This is a genomic window from Streptococcus sanguinis (genome assembly GCF_050225395.1).
Taxonomy (GTDB): Bacteria; Bacillota; Bacilli; order Lactobacillales; family Streptococcaceae; genus Streptococcus.
In genome coordinates this window covers 95,071-109,864 of sequence record NZ_CP071431.1, presented here as the reverse complement: position 1 = coordinate 109,864, position 14,794 = coordinate 95,071, and the positions used below count along the sequence as shown (strand labels likewise).

Here is a 14,794-nt window from a genome sequence, read left to right as displayed (position 1 = left end):
ATAGACAAAAGGGCTTGTTTTCGCTGCTAAGTTGCGGTTTAATAAAGGTGAAAGGAGGAAGTTATGAAAGTTAAGCTAAGAATCGATTCTCAAGTCACCGAAGACTCCGTCAGCATTGAAGCTCGACTCATGACCGAAAGCATTCAGGAATTGATCCACTTTGCTCAACATCTAGGCAAAGAAGACAAGATTCATGTCAAAAAAGAGAACGAAATCTATCTGCTGGATGCTAAGGAAATCCACCGAATCTATACAGAAAATCGCCAGCTCCGAGTCCGAACAGCAAAAGACAGCTATCGAGCTCAACAAGCTCTTTATCAGTTGCTGCAGAGCCTTCCGGACTATTTTCTGCAGATTTCTCAGTCGGAAATTATCAACAGCCGACAAATCAGCCACCTCAAGCTGACTCCAAATGGTCTGATTCAAATATTTCTGAAAAACGGCGACCAGACTTACTCGTCCCGCCGCTATCTCAAATCTATCAAAGAAAGGTTGCAATTATGAAAACTCGTCTTAAAGAACTCTTTTTCGGAGGAATTGGAGGGATTTTCATCGGTCTCTTCTTCTCCATGATTGTTTCTTATTTTTACAACCCAGCTTATCTACCGCTTCACCCTCGCTCTCCTATCGGCCACTTCTTTTTGAGCCAGCATGTCCATGTTTCCCTCATCATGCTCTACTGCCTGCTTATCTGGTTTATCATGGGAGCTGTTTTCAGATGGAGCGGAAGCTTCTTCCAAAGAGACTGGAGCATCCTGCGCTCCATCGTCAGCCACTATGGTGTGATGATTCTGAGTTTTGCACTTTTGGCTAATCTAGCTGGATTTTTCCCAAGAGAAAAAATATTCAGCCTGACACTGACTGCCGTCGGGGAATTCACCCTTATCTATCTAATCATTTCAGGCGCCATCTATTACCACACCTACCGCAACATTCAAAAAATCAATAGCGGCTTGTCTAGCAAATCGTGAGAAATAAAAAGAACAGACTTGAGGCATTAACAAGTCTGTTCTTTGCTTTTACAACTTCTTCTTGAGATCGGCCACTGCTGCCATGACTTCCAGAGGAGTCATATTATAGATGTCCAAGTCTCGTAGTTCAGTCAGGACTGGATTTTCCAATCCTTCTGCAAAAAGAGTCATCTGCTCAGCCACTTGCGACCGTGTTTGTCTGGATTCGGTAGGAAGCTCTGAGTCTATTCCTGTATCCTGACTCTCCAAATGACTCAAAATGCTGTCTGCCCGCTCCAGTAATTTCTCAGGAAGTCCCGCAATTTTCGCCACGTGAATTCCGTAGGACTTGTCAGCCGGACCCGGCTCAATCTTATGCAGGAAAGTCACCTGTCCGTCCTTTTCCAAGGTTGCCACATGGACATTTTCCAAATGCTCCAAACTTTCCTCTAAGGCTGTCAGCTCATGATAGTGGGTGGCAAAGAGGGTCTTGGCTCCGGTATAATGATGAATATGCTCAATAATAGCCTGAGCCAGCGCCATCCCATCGTAAGTCGCCGTCCCACGGCCCAGCTCATCAAAGAGAATGAGCGAACGCTCGCTGGCCTGTCGAATGGCCCGATTGGCCTCCATCATCTCCACCATAAAGGTGGACTGGCCAGATACCAGATCATCCGCTGCGCCGATGCGAGTGAAAATCGCATCGAATAGCGGCAGACTGGCAGACTGAGCGGGCACATAAGAGCCCATCTGTGCCATAATGACGATGATAGCCAGCTGGCGCATATAAGTCGATTTCCCGCTCATATTAGGCCCGGTAATCAGCTGGATGTCCGTTTCCTGGTCCAGCAGAATACTATTTGGAATGTAGCTTTGGGCTCCCATGACCTTTTCCACAACAGCATGCCGACCTTTTTCAATCTGCAGACGGCGCTCCGAAGTAAAGACAGGGCGCACCAAATGCAGTTGTTCTGCCACCGCAGCAAAGCTCTGCAGGACATCTACAGCTGCCAGCGTTTGTGCCAAGGCCTGCAAGCGCTGGATGTATTTGCCAGCTTCCTCGCGAATCCGCATGAAAATCTCGTATTCCAAATTAGCAGATTTTTCACGCGCCTCCAACATCTCTCCCTCAATCCGGGCCAGCTCCTCCGTTCCGAAACGTTCAGAATTTTTCAGGGTCGCCTTGCGGAAGAAATGACTAGGCACATGAGCCAACTGAGAATTGGTCACATGGAAATAGTAACCATCTTTTTTATTATAATCAATCTTCAGATTGCTGATGCCGCTGTTAGCACGTTCTTTGACTTCCAGCTCCGCAATCCATCCGGTCCCATCCCTCAGCACAAGCCGATACTGATCCAAGGTTTCATCAAAACCGGTCCGAATAATATTGCCCTCAGTGATGATATGGGGTGCATCCGGCGAAATGGCCGAGCTAATCAAGCCCGCCAACTCTGGAATAGGATCCAGGCCCTCAATCAAACGAGCCAGATGCGGGCTGCCGATTCCTTGCAAGATAGCCTTAATCTGAGGCACATTGCCTAGGGTAGCTGCCAGCTGCAGCAAATCCTTGGGATTGGTCTTGCCAAAAGACACTCGACTAGCCAGCCGCTCAATATCATAGACTCCCTTGAGGCTCTCCGTCAAATCACTTCGCTCAAAGAAATGATCCAGAAAAACCTCGACGACATTCTGCCGCTGGCTAATTCGCGCTTCATCAATCAGCGGACGCTGGATCCAAGAGCGCAGCATACGGCCGCCCATGGCCGTCTTAGTCTCGTCCATCAGCCAATAAAGACTGCCGTGCTTCTTGCCCGAGCGAGCATTTTCTGTCAAATCCAGACTCGCCTTGGTGGCATAGTCCATTTGCAGAAAGTCCTTGATTTCATAATGCTGGGCCTTCTTCAAATGGCTGAGCTCTCTCATCTGGGTCCTGTGCACATACTCCAGCAATTTCCCTGCTGCCTGACGTTCCATAGGAGACAGCTCCTCGCCCAGCAGCTGGACATCGTCCAAAGCTGTCTGTACATAGGACAGTAAAAGATTCATCTGTCCAGCCAAGACTTGCTCCTCAGCTTCTGGCAAGGCATAGCCCAGCACCACTTCCCTAGCTTTCAAATTGCGGATTTCCCCGCAGACCAAGGCAAAGTCCTCTAGACTGGTCACCTGAAACTCACCGGTCACCAAGTCCATATAAGCCAGACCATAGAGGCCCTCTGAGTAATCCAAAGCCACCAGAAAGTTATTCGCAGAGTCCGGCTTACTGGAGTCCACCACAGTCCCCGGTGTGATAACCTGAACCACCTCCCGCTTAACAACCCCCTTGGCTTCTTTGGGGTCTTCCATCTGCTCCGCAATCGCTACCTTATAGCCTGATTCGACCAAAACATCAATATACTGCTGAGCCGAATGATAGGGAACTCCAGCCATGGGAATAGGATTTTCTGCATTTTTATTGCGGCTGGTGAGAGAAATCTCTAAAATCTGGGCGGCATTGACCGCATCATCATAAAACAACTCATAGAAATCCCCCATCCGAAAAAGCAAGAAAGCATCTGGATAGTCCTTTTTGATATCCAAATACTGCTGCATGCCTGGCGATAACTTTTCTACTGCCATCTCTATCCTTTCTAAAAACAAACGAGGTCAGGACTTCCGTCTCAAACCTCTCCATTTTTCCTGAAAAAACTGTGATTCTTACATTACTTCCTGTATCTGCTCCTCAATCTCCTGAGCAGCTACTTGATCCCGGCAAACTACTAAAAGAGTATTGGCACCTGCAACAGTTCCCAAAATACGGCTATCCAGCGAGCTATCCACGACATTGGCCAGCACTGTTGCCTCGCCCAGCACAGTACGAAGAACCAGACTAAACTCGGCCCTGGCTACACTCTCCACATGCTTGGCTAAAAACTCTATAAAATCAATCTCTTCAGTTTCATGCGCCAAAACATAATAAGTCAGCCCCTTCTTCTTAACCTTAGTCAGGCCGATTTCACGAAGGTCACGCGACAGGGTAGTCTGTGTTACATAAATCCCTTGCGCTTCCAGACGATCCTGAATCTCCTTTTGCGTTCCTAGCTTTTCTTCCTTAATCATCGTTTTGACTAACTGATGACGGTCATTCTTTCTCATTTTTACCTCATTATTGAATAATTAGAAGCTGCATTCATATAAGAATACTCCATCTGATGAAAGACTGCTTCTCCATCAATCTAGGCAAAGATTTGCAGGAATACTGAGAATAAACAAAAAACTTTAACCAAGAGTGTCAGGGAAGGAAGCATTTAGATGGAAAACTCATCTATAAATACAGGTTCTTATCCCTCTTATTATATCAGAAAAATTCCTATTAGCCCAAAAATTATTCCCAAAAAAATTGAAGATTCCTTGAAAAATGTGATAAAATAATAACAAAAGACACAAAGGAGCAAATATGGATAACAAACAGTTGATTGCCGGCGAATTGGCCAAGGTTATTGACAGCCTTGATCAAGACGCTATTTTAAATTTATTGGAGCAGCCAAAGAGCTCTGAACTTGGCGATATCGCCTTCCCAGCCTTTTCTCTGGCAAAGACTGAGCGCAAAGCTCCTCAAATCATCGCTGCTGACATCGCTGAAAAGATTGACACGGCGCATTTTGATAAAGTCGTTGCGACTGGTCCTTATGTCAACTTTTTCCTCAGCAAGGCTGAAATTTCTGGCCAAGTTATCAAAGAAGTCATCAAAGATGGAGCTGACTATGGCCAGCAAAGCGAAGGAAACAATCAGAATATCACCATTGATCTATCCAGCCCAAACATTGCCAAGCCTTTCTCAGTCGGCCACTTGCGCTCTACTGTTATCGGTGACGCTCTTTCCAACATCTTCCGCAAGATTGGCTACAACACCATCAAAATCAACCACTTGGGAGACTGGGGCAAACAGTTTGGCCTCTTGATGGTAGCTTATAAGAAGTGGGGAAGCCAGGAAGCTGTTGAAGCTAACCCTATCGACGAGCTCCTCAAACTTTACGTGCGTATCAATGCCGAGATTGAAAACGACCCATCTCTGGATGAAGAAGGCCGCCTTTGGTTCAAGAAGCTGGAAGATGGCGACCAAGAAGCAACTGAGCTCTGGCAATGGTTCCGCGACGAAAGTCTGACAGAATTCAACCGTATCTACGAACTCCTAGGTGTCGAGTTTGACAGCCTAAACGGTGAAGCCTTCTACAATGACAAGATGGACGAAGGGATTCAAATCCTCGAAGAAAAAGGGCTTTTACAGGAGTCAAAAGGAGCTAGCATTGTAGACTTGGAAGACTTCAACCTTCCACCTGCTATGATTAAAAAATCAGATGGCGCTACCCTCTACATCACACGTGATATTGCAACAGCTATCTACCGGGCTCGCACTTACAACTTTGTCAAAAATGTCTATGTTGTAGGTCAAGAGCAGGCCAACCACTTTAGACAGCTTAAGGCCGTTCTGAAAAAGATGGGCTTTGACTGGAGCGATGACATGATTCACGTTGACTTCGGACTGGTGACTAAGAACCGTCAAAAACTGTCTACACGTAAAGGAAATATCATCCTTCTCGAACCAACTCTGCTAGAAGCTATCAGCCGTGCTAAGAGCCAGATTGAAGCTAAAAACCCAGATTTGGAAAACAAGGAAGCTGTTGCTCGCGCAGTTGGAGTCGGAGCAGTTAAGTTCTACGACCTCAAAACCGACCGCCGCAATGGTTACGACTTTGATCTGGAAGCTATGGTTTCTTTCGAGGGAGAAACAGGCCCTTACATCCAGTATGCTTATGCTCGTATCCAGTCTATCCTGCGCAAGGCGAACTTCCAGCCAGATGCAGCGGCTACATACAGCCTGAACGATCCAGAAAGCTGGGAAATTATCAAGCTGCTCCAAGACTTCGGTCGCGTTGTCAAGCGTGCTGCTGATAACTATGAACCATCTCTGATTGCCAAATACGCTATCAGTCTGGCTCAAGCCTTTAACAAATACTATGCGCACACACGGATTCTGGATGAAAGCCCTGAGCGCGACAGCCGTCTGGCTCTCAGCTACTCAACAGCTGTTGTCCTCAAAGAAGCTCTGCGTTTGCTGGGAGTAGAAGCCCCAGAAAAGATGTAAGTTTGATTTAGAACATCAAAAAACGAAAACCTCACTGGTTTTCGTTTTTTTCAATGTGATAGAGCTCCTCAATAATCCCCGCAACCTTCTTAATGTCTCCCAACATGCCACGCATTTCAAAATCAGCCAAAACTGGAAAACCGAAGCGCTCTGAATATTGCTTGGCTGTCAGACAGTATTGGTTGTTAAAGTTACGATTGCCACTGCCAATGACACCCAGACACTTGCTGGCATTCTGACCATAGGCGATAAAGTCCCCCACATCGGTTGTCAGAATTTCTACATCGCCATTGTCCACACCATTGCCACCCTCCAGATAAGTCGGCAGAAAAGCGATAAAAGGATTGTCCATTTCAAAAAAGGGCTGCCCTTCCTTTACCAGGTCTTTGATATGAATCCTCTCTACTTCTAGGCTTGGATGCTGCTCCAGCAAATAGTCTGTCAGCCGACGGACGAAACTCTCTGTATTGCCGCTCAAGCTGATGTAAACCAAGGAAACCTTTGTCATTTTACTCTCCATTCTAAAAAATAACAGATATTGCTTCTTAAAATTGTAAGCACTTATCTGTTATTTGTCAAATTTTATTCCTTTGCAGCTAGTTCCGCTTTTTCAGCCTCTTTCTGCTGCTGGACTAGCTTAAAGATGACGATGGAAAGGAAGATTAGGCTAATGACTACTGAAAGGAGGATGGAGAAATTCAACCCCGTCATCTGTGCCGAAAGAAGAGTTGAGTCCGAGAAAGAAGAAGCTATAATTCCCTTTGATACCACATAAGCATAGGCTGTCGAAATCAAGCCCACAAGAACATCGGCAATGTAGATAAGATTGGCCTTAAATATATCTTTCCTAAAAAGGAAGAAAATAGCCAATATTAAGAGAACGATGTGCCCGTAAAAAAAGAAATTATTGGCTAGCGAATTCGCCACTTCTGCACTCTTGCTAAAATAAGTGGCATACTGGGATTTTGCTGGTTCTTCTATCTGCTTAAGAATGCTTTTCACTCCAGCATCAGAAGAAGTGAACTTGCCAAAAAGTCCCCACAAGGTTCCCACGGTTGACAATCCCAGTAAAACATAAAGATAAATTGGTTTCTTTTTCATGAACGCCTCCTGTAAAGAAATATTTTCACTTATTATACACCGAAAAGAAAAAGCTGACAAGGCCAAGAGGCTTTCACCTTTTCAGAAGCCCACACAATAGCTAAAGCCTTATTCATATCTTCGATTAAAAAATCAAAGCCGAAACACTGCTGTCTCGGCTTTTTTAATTCAAATCATATTAGCTGTTCAAGTGCCATACTTCTTCTTCATATTGAGCGATAGTACGGTCAGATGAGAAGAAGCCAGCTTTGGCGATATTGACGATGACTTTGTCCATCCAAGCATCGCGGTCTTCATAGTCCGCCAGCATGCGCTCTTTCACTTGGATATAGTCTTCCAGATCCAGCAGGGTCATGAACCAGTCCTTGCTGATCAACTCATTGTAAAGACGTTCCAAGCGTTCAGCTTTACCAACTGCCAATACTTCATCGCTGACGATAAAGTCAACCAATGGCTTGATAGCTTCACGAGCATAGTACTCACTAGACTTGTAAGCAGATTTTGCGTAGAGGTCAATAACAGTCTCAGAATCTTCACCGAAGATGTAGATGTTGTCTTCGCCGACCAACTCTGCAATCTCAACGTTCGCTCCGTCCATAGTACCAAGAGTCAAAGCACCGTTAAGCATGAACTTCATGTTACCAGTACCAGATGCTTCCTTAGACGCCAGGGAAATCTGCTCAGAAATATCACCAGCCGCAATCAAGAAGCTAGACGCTGTAACATTGTAGTTTTCTACCATAACTACTTGCAGGTGTGGAGCCACTTGAGGGTCATTAGCAATCACTTCTGACAAGCAAAGAATGAGGTGGATGATGTCCTGTGCAATCGTGTAAGCAGGGGCAGCCTTACCACCGAAGAAGACAGTGATTGGACGAGCAGGGATGTTGCCAGCCTTGATGTCCAGATACTTGTGGATAACATATAGAGCGTTCATTTGTTGGCGCTTGTACTCATGCAGACGCTTGATTTGGATATCAAAGATAGAGTCTGGATTGATTTCCACGCCTTGTGCTTCCTTCAAGTGACGAGCCAATTTACGCTTGTTATGAGCCTTGATGCCTTCCAATTTTTCTTTAACATTTGCAGCGCCAGTGAATTCCAACAAGCCTTCGAGCTTAGTTGCATCATGGTGCCAGTCGCGGCCCAGCAACTCATCCAAATAATGAGACAGGCGTGGGTTCGCATGCATGAGCCAGCGGCGGAAAGTAATACCGTTGGTCTTGTTATTGAATTTTTCAGGGTAGATGTCGTAGAAGGCTTTAAGCTCAGAATTTTTCAGGATTTCTGTATGCAGAGCAGCAACCCCATTGACACTGTATCCGTAGTGGATATCCATGTGAGCCATGTGCACACGATCGTCTTCATCAATGATTTGCACTGCTGGATCTGCGTATTTAGCTTTCACGCGCTTGTCAAGCTCTTTGATGATTGGCACCAGATGCGGCACTACTTCTTTCAAGAATTCCAAAGGCCATTTTTCAAGAGCTTCTGCCAGAATCGTGTGGTTAGTATAAGCAGTCATCTTCTGTACGATGGCAATTGCTTCATCCAGATCCAAACCACGCTCAGTCAAGAGACGAATCATTTCTGGGATAACCAGAGATGGGTGAGTATCATTGATTTGGATGACAGCGTAGTCTGCCAAGTCGTGCAGGTTGCTGCCTTTTTCAATCGCTTCGTCAATAATCAGCTGAGCACCATTTGAAACCATGAAGTATTGCTGGAAGATACGGAGCAGCTCACCTTGCTTGTCACTATCATCTGGATAGAGGAAGAGGGTCAAGTTGCGAGCGATATCTGTCTTATCAAAGTCAATACCGTCTGTGATGATATCCGCATCCACTGAGTCCAAATCAAAGAGACGAAGACGGTTCTTAGTTTCTGTCTTGTAGCCTGGCACATCAATATCATAAAGAGTAGATGTCAGAGTGAAGTGAGCAAATGGCACTTGGTAGCTGCGGCTAGAGCGAACCAACCAGTTTTGCTCAGTCAGCCAGAAGTTAGGAATAGTTGTCTGTTCGTTGTTTTTCAAAACCTGTTGGAAAAGACCAAAATGGTAGTTCAGTCCTACACCATCACCATTGAGACCCAATGTCGCAATAGAGTCCAGGAAGCAGGCAGCCAAACGGCCCAAGCCTCCGTTACCCAGAGACGGCTCCAACTCAACTTCTTCTACCTCGATCAAGTCCTTGCCAGCATCTGCCAGTTCTTGCTTCACATCGTCATAAAGTCCAAGGTTGATCAAGTTGTTAGACAAAAGTTTACCAATCAGGAACTCTGCTGAGATGTAGTAGAGTTTTTTCTTACCAGTGTTGACTGGCTTTTGAGCGCTGGCTAATTTAGTGTAGTTCAAAAGAGCCAGGTAGAGTTCTTCATTGCTGCAATCAGCAAGATTTTTTGAATAAGTATTTTTGATATAAGTTTGTAAGTTTGACATGATTAATCCCTTCAAGCCTAGTTAGCTATTCTTTATTTGTTAATTAAATCGGTATTCATACGACGGTAAGTCTTGGTCAAGCTGTAAAGCTCACCTTCGACGATTGGATTCAGCTCTTCAGCTGTCATCCGCCAAGTCCAGTTGCCACCAATTGTGGATGGATAGTTCATCCGTGCTGCACTGTCTAATTCCAGTAGGTCTTGCATGGTTGCAATGGCCATAAAGCTGACTGAAGAAAAGATTGTGCGCAGCATTGCATGAGGTACTGTTTCGTACTCCTTGCGGTTGGTGTACTGAGCCATGTACTGGCGAGTGGCGTCGTCAATCTCATCCTTGTACCAGCCCAGAACAGTATTGTTATCATGGGTTCCTGTATACATGACTGAGTTGTTTGGCGCTAGATGCGGACTGTCGATGCTTTCATCATCAGGATTGAAGGCAAATTGCAAAATCTTCATTCCTGGGAAACCAGTACGCTCACGCAGTTCAATCACTTCATCCGTCATAAAGCCTAGATCTTCTGCGATGATATTCAAATCACCCAAGGCTTCCTTGACTGCAGCAAAGAGCTTGTAGTCTGGGCCTTTAACCCATTTACCAGTAGCAGATGTATCTGAGTCAGCAGGCACTTCCCAGTAAGACTCAAAGCCGCGGAAATGGTCGATACGGACAATGTCGTAAATCTTGAAGCTTTCACGCAGACGCTCAATCCACCAAGCATAACCATCCTTATCCATCGCTTCCCAGTCATAGATAGGATTGCCCCAAAGCTGGCCAGTTTCTGAAAATTCATCTGGCGGACATCCTGCCACACAGGTCGGCTTGCCAACAGCATCTGTTTTAAAGAAGTGCGGCTGTGCCCAGACATCAGCACTATCAGCTGCCACATAGATTGGCATATCACCGACAATCTCAATGTGATGTTCATTAGCATAGGCTTTTAATCTTAACCACTGCTTAAAGAAGAGATACTGGGTTACACGATGATAAGTCAGCTTGTCAGCCAGCTTCTCACGATAAGAAGCGAGACTAGCAGCCTCACGGCGACGGATCGCTTCATCCGGCCACTCAGTCCAAGCTAGATTATCAAAATGTTCCTTGATAGCCATGTACTCAGCGAAAACTTCCAGCCAAGCTGCATTTTGCTTCACAAAGCTCTCATAGTCAGACAGATCGTCTGCTTTCAAGAAGCGAGCTACTGCTTTTTCCATGATTGGACGGCGAGCATCGAAAATCTTTGCATAATCCACTTTTCTAGGATCATCTCCAAAATCAGCTCCCTTGACATCTGCCTCGTTCAGCAAACCTTCTTCTATCAGAATATCAAAATCGATAAAGTAGGTATTTCCCGCGAAAGCAGAGAAAGACTGATAAGGAGAATCACCATAACTGGTCGTTCCCAGTGGCAAAATCTGCCAATAGCGCTGCTTGGTGCGAACCAAGAAGTCTACAAAATCATAAGCACTTTGGCCAAAAGATCCGATACCGTACTTGCCCGGAAGGGATGAAATGTGCATGAGCACGCCGCTTTGACGTTTTTTCATTTTGTCACCTCGTTATTTTTCCTCTACGCCTTTTCATTTTTACTTAATGCAAACGTTTGCGTCGACTTGATTATAACCTATTTTTTTTTTTAGTGCAAGGGGTTTTTGAGATTTTTTTCAATTTATTGGTTAATGGATATAATGCTCTTTTAGGACTCTCCTACTGCCCCAATTGTTTACCGTTTTTCTCTTCTTGCAAGCGTTCTCTTTTTGTGTTAAAATGTTCTTACAAACAGAAAACGTTTGCGTTTGTGGAGAATCCGCCTCATACTTGCTTTTTTGACCACAATAGTCAGGCAAAACCACTGTCGCTGCTAGCTATTTTTGGCACAGGTTTGCATGACTCTTAGAAAGCAAGTGCTTCTACTAGTAGATTTAAAATAGTTCATGTTATCGTAAGGATTTCCAGCAAATGCAGGCCTTTAGGAGGTTTTTATGCGAGTTACTATCAAAGAAGTCGCAAAACTAGCAGGCGTATCACCCTCTACCGTGACCCGCGTCGTGCAAAATAAATCAACCATCAGTGAAGAAACTAAAAAACGGGTCCGTGCTGCTATGAAGGAGCTGGACTATCATCCCAACCTCAATGCCAGAAGTCTGGTCAGCCAGTCCAGCCAGGTCATCGGCTTGGTCCTGCCGGACGACTCAGATGTCTTCTATCAAAACCCTTTTTTCCCAACTGTGTTGCGGGGGATTTCTCAGATTGCTTCTGACTATGACTATGCCATCCAGATTAGCACAGGGCAAGATGAACAGCACCGCTTGGAAAATATGAAGCAGATGATTTTAGGAAAGCGAGTAGACGGACTGATCTTCCTTTATTCTAAGCAGGACGATCCTTTGGTCGACTTTGCAGTCAGAAACAACTTCCCCTTCCTTATCCTTGGGAAAGCTGTCTCACCTTTCATCTCTCTGGTGGACAATGACAATATTAAGGCCGGCTATGACGCGACCAGATATTTCTTAGACAAGGGCTATCGAAAAATCGCCTTTCTGGCCGGGAATAAGGAGCTGGTCGTTTCTCAAGATCGTTACACAGGCTACAAGCAAGCTCTGAATGAAGCAGACCAGCCTTTGGATGAACGCATTATCAAATTTGCCTTCGGTTTCCTTCTGGAAGACAACAGTTACAAGATTATGGAGGAGCTGCCGCTGGATGAGATTGAAGCTATCGTAACCTCTGATACCTTGGTAGCAGAAGGAGCCCTGCACTATCTCAAAGATCAGGACTACCAGATTCCCATTATCACCTTTGATTCTATCAAACCGCGCATTGATGTGGATGCCTATATCGATATCAATGCCCTCGAGCTTGGGAAAGAGTCTTTCCGGACCCTCTTCCAAATCATCAAGGACAATAAAGAAGACAAGCAAATCTGCTATCGCCAGCTGATTCCGCATAGCATCAGCACTCACTAATCCGAGTGCTTTTGCTCATTTATCAACGCTTCACATATCGGCCTTGTCCCAACCCAGGGCAGAGCCTGAACTAAAAGCAATTACCCGAAGAGAAACCGACAAAGAAAGAGGAAAAACATGGCCTTTCGTATTTTTCAAGCCTATTTAGATGACGAAAACATCATCACCATCGAACTGGAAAAAAGCTTTGATGCCTATTCCATCCACTTTACACTGGAAGACAAGCACAGCTCCAGCCCTTTAACTATCAAAAATATCAACAATCAGGAAGAGCGGATTATCTACACCGTGTCAGCTAATGAGCCCATTGACTTGACGCAGTCCTACAAGGTCTATGATCAAGACCGCAACCATACCGACCTGCAGTACCGCCATATCGTGAAAAAGCCTATTTTCGATGAGATTTTTGACTATGCAGGCGACGATTTGGGAGCTCAGTACAGCCCCCAAGCCACCGACTTCAGACTCTGGGCACCCATTTCCGAAAAAGTCCTCCTGCATCTGAAAGACCAGGTTCACCATCTCAAACGTCTGGATAGGGGAGTCTGGCATACTCGGATTGAAGGAGATTTAGAGGGAGCCTCCTATTCTTATCTCCATAAGATCAATGGCAAGTGGGTGGAAGTCCATGATCCCTACGCCCTATCCTCAGATGTCAATTCGGGAAACAGCTATGTCATCGATCTAGACAAGATTAAAAAGCCTATCAAACGAGCAAAAACACAGCTGAATCCGACAGAAGCCGTCATTTATGAAATGAGCGTCCGCGATTTCTCTATGCAGAAAGAAGCTGGTTTCTCCTATCCTGGGAAGTTTGCCTCGCTGAGCGAATCTCCAGTCGTTCACGGTCAGAAGTTTGGTCTGGACTATCTGAAAGAGCTAGGTATCAGCCACGTGCAGCTTCTGCCTGTCTACGACTTTGGCAGCGTTGATGAAAAGCATCCAGAGCTCGTCTACAACTGGGGCTACGATCCTGTCCAGTACAATGTCCCAGACGGCAGTTTTGCCAGCGATCCGCGAGACCCTTATGCCCGCATCTTAGAGCTGCAGGCAGCCATTACTGCCTACCACAATGCTAATATCAGCGTCATCATGGATGTGGTCTACAATCATGTCTATGATGCCAACAGCTATGCTTTTGAAAAAATCGTGCCCGGATATTTTTTCCGACTCAATGACATGGGCTACCGGACCAACGGAACCTTTTGCGGCAATGATGTGGCCAGTGAGAAGGCCATGGTCCGCCGCTATATCAAGCAATCGGTCAAGCAATGGGTCAGTCTCTACGGCTTTGACGGGTTCCGCTTTGATCTGATGGGGATTTTAGATATCCAAACCATGCAGCAGATAGCTGGCGAACTCAAGGTGCTCTATCCTAACATCTATCTCTATGGTGAAGGCTGGCAAATGGATACTGGACTGGCAAGTGAGCGTTTGGCCCATCAGTACAATGCTGCCCAGCTGCCAGATTATGGATTTTTCAGCGACCATTTCCGCGACAGTCTCAAGCAGACCATCGCTCAAGGCCGGCAAATCGAGAGCAAGACTCCTGCCAGTCATCTTGAAAACGTCCTGACAGCCAATGTCGGACTAAAAGGCGAGGCTCACTTCATAGCGCCCCAGCAAGCTATTAATTATGTGGAGTGCCATGACAATGCAACGGTTTTTGACTACTTTGATATCGTCAATCCTGCTATCACCCTGCGGGATCGGCTGGCCAATTCGCAGCTGGCTCTCCAACTCGTCCTGCTGGCTCAAGGTGTTCCCTTTATCCACAGTGGTCAGGAATTTTTCCGGACTAAAAATCTGATTGACAACACCTACAATATGCCTGACGAAATCAATAAACTAGACTGGCTGCGCTCCCTGCATTACACAGAGGATATTGCTTTTCTTAAAAAGCTGATTGCCTTTCGCAGAGCACATCCGCTGCTGCATCTAAAAACCAGCGCCGCTATCAAGCAAGCCTGTCAGGTCAACTGGCTGACAGACAGTTTATTGGAGTACAAAATTCAAGACAGGAAAGAGAGCATGACCATTGTCATCAACTTTGGCAACCAAGAGGCTGTATACGAAAACAAAAACAAGCAAAAGTTGCACCTCCAATACCCAGCCATTGATGCCCAAAAACCAATCGCACCACTAGCTGACAGTTACAGCCTAGCTGGCAAGCAGTTGATTGTGTTGAAATAGATTATAAAACATCAGCCAATGA

The 14,794-nt window shown here is 45.6% G+C and carries 11 protein-coding genes; 5 read left to right on the top strand and 6 right to left on the bottom strand.

Going from position 1 to position 14,794, the window contains the following annotated elements; all coding sequences use genetic code 11:
- Window positions 1-63 precede the first annotated feature (63 nt).
- Window positions 64-504, top strand: coding sequence for a LytTR family DNA-binding domain-containing protein (locus J1C81_RS00610; protein WP_002916727.1), 441 nt, complete (start codon window positions 64-66; stop codon window positions 502-504).
- Complete coding sequence (locus tag J1C81_RS00605; protein ID WP_002916728.1) at window positions 501-971, top strand: DUF3021 family protein; 471 nt, start codon at window positions 501-503, stop codon at window positions 969-971. Before J1C81_RS00610 ends, J1C81_RS00605 begins: the two co-directional genes overlap by 4 nt.
- 48 nt (window positions 972-1,019) lie before the next feature.
- Here J1C81_RS00605 and mutS read toward each other — a convergent pair whose 3' ends face one another.
- The gene (gene mutS, locus J1C81_RS00600) at window positions 1,020-3,569 is read right to left on the bottom strand and encodes a DNA mismatch repair protein MutS (RefSeq protein WP_002916729.1); all 2,550 of its coding nucleotides are present in this window, start codon (window positions 3,567-3,569) and stop codon (window positions 1,020-1,022) included.
- Between the two features lie 78 nt (window positions 3,570-3,647).
- Window positions 3,648-4,085 (bottom strand): arginine repressor, encoded by a 438-nt coding sequence (argR, locus tag J1C81_RS00595; RefSeq protein WP_002916730.1) that lies wholly within the window; start codon window positions 4,083-4,085, stop codon window positions 3,648-3,650.
- Window positions 4,086-4,386: 301 nt separating this feature from the next.
- Between argR and argS the strand changes: the two genes are divergently transcribed.
- On the top strand, window positions 4,387-6,075 hold the full coding sequence (gene argS / locus J1C81_RS00590; RefSeq protein ID WP_002916732.1) for an arginine--tRNA ligase: 1,689 nt from the start codon (window positions 4,387-4,389) through the stop codon (window positions 6,073-6,075).
- Between the two features lie 31 nt (window positions 6,076-6,106).
- On the opposite strand, the gene nrdI is transcribed toward argS, so the two are convergent.
- The 4 genes from nrdI to malQ all read right to left on the bottom strand — a co-directional run bounded on the left by nrdI (window position 6,107) and on the right by malQ (window position 11,160).
- Window positions 6,107-6,595 (bottom strand): class Ib ribonucleoside-diphosphate reductase assembly flavoprotein NrdI, encoded by a 489-nt coding sequence (nrdI, locus tag J1C81_RS00585; RefSeq protein ID WP_002916733.1) that lies wholly within the window; start codon window positions 6,593-6,595, stop codon window positions 6,107-6,109.
- Between the two features lie 62 nt (window positions 6,596-6,657).
- Window positions 6,658-7,176 carry an ABC transporter permease gene (locus J1C81_RS00580; protein ID WP_002916734.1) on the bottom strand — a complete coding sequence of 173 codons (519 nt, stop codon included), beginning with the start codon at window positions 7,174-7,176 and terminating at the stop codon, window positions 6,658-6,660.
- Between the two features lie 178 nt (window positions 7,177-7,354).
- Window positions 7,355-9,616, bottom strand: a complete 2,262-nt coding sequence (gene glgP, locus J1C81_RS00575; protein WP_002916736.1) for a glycogen/starch/alpha-glucan family phosphorylase — start codon at window positions 9,614-9,616, stop codon at window positions 7,355-7,357.
- Window positions 9,617-9,648: 32 nt separating this feature from the next.
- On the bottom strand, window positions 9,649-11,160 hold the full coding sequence (malQ, locus tag J1C81_RS00570) for a 4-alpha-glucanotransferase (RefSeq protein ID WP_002916745.1): 1,512 nt from the start codon (window positions 11,158-11,160) through the stop codon (window positions 9,649-9,651).
- 435 nt (window positions 11,161-11,595) lie between these two features.
- Here malQ and J1C81_RS00565 point away from each other — a divergent pair, with 435 nt between their 5' ends.
- Window positions 11,596-12,579 (top strand): LacI family DNA-binding transcriptional regulator, encoded by a 984-nt coding sequence (locus J1C81_RS00565; RefSeq protein WP_002916746.1) that lies wholly within the window; start codon window positions 11,596-11,598, stop codon window positions 12,577-12,579.
- 117 nt (window positions 12,580-12,696) lie between these two features.
- Window positions 12,697-14,772, top strand: coding sequence for a type I pullulanase (gene pulA / locus J1C81_RS00560; RefSeq protein WP_002916747.1), 2,076 nt, complete (start codon window positions 12,697-12,699; stop codon window positions 14,770-14,772).
- Window positions 14,773-14,794 lie beyond the last annotated feature (22 nt).

Excerpts from the sequence above, each read along its gene's own strand:
- argS (WP_002916732.1), top strand. The coding sequence starts at position 4,387 with ATGGATAACAAACAGTTGATTGCCGGCGAATTGGCCAAGGTTATTGAC.
- J1C81_RS00610 (WP_002916727.1), top strand. The coding sequence starts at position 64 with ATGAAAGTTAAGCTAAGAATCGATTCTCAAGTCACCGAAGACTCCGTC.
- J1C81_RS00565 (WP_002916746.1), top strand. The coding sequence starts at position 11,596 with ATGCGAGTTACTATCAAAGAAGTCGCAAAACTAGCAGGCGTATCACCC.
- malQ (WP_002916745.1), bottom strand. The coding sequence starts at position 11,160 with ATGAAAAAACGTCAAAGCGGCGTGCTCATGCACATTTCATCCCTTCCG.
- mutS (WP_002916729.1), bottom strand. The coding sequence starts at position 3,569 with ATGGCAGTAGAAAAGTTATCGCCAGGCATGCAGCAGTATTTGGATATC.
- glgP (WP_002916736.1), bottom strand. The coding sequence starts at position 9,616 with ATGTCAAACTTACAAACTTATATCAAAAATACTTATTCAAAAAATCTT.
- pulA (WP_002916747.1), top strand. The coding sequence starts at position 12,697 with ATGGCCTTTCGTATTTTTCAAGCCTATTTAGATGACGAAAACATCATC.
- J1C81_RS00580 (WP_002916734.1), bottom strand. The coding sequence starts at position 7,176 with ATGAAAAAGAAACCAATTTATCTTTATGTTTTACTGGGATTGTCAACC.
- argR (WP_002916730.1), bottom strand. The coding sequence starts at position 4,085 with ATGAGAAAGAATGACCGTCATCAGTTAGTCAAAACGATGATTAAGGAA.
- J1C81_RS00605 (WP_002916728.1), top strand. The coding sequence starts at position 501 with ATGAAAACTCGTCTTAAAGAACTCTTTTTCGGAGGAATTGGAGGGATT.
- nrdI (WP_002916733.1), bottom strand. The coding sequence starts at position 6,595 with ATGGAGAGTAAAATGACAAAGGTTTCCTTGGTTTACATCAGCTTGAGC.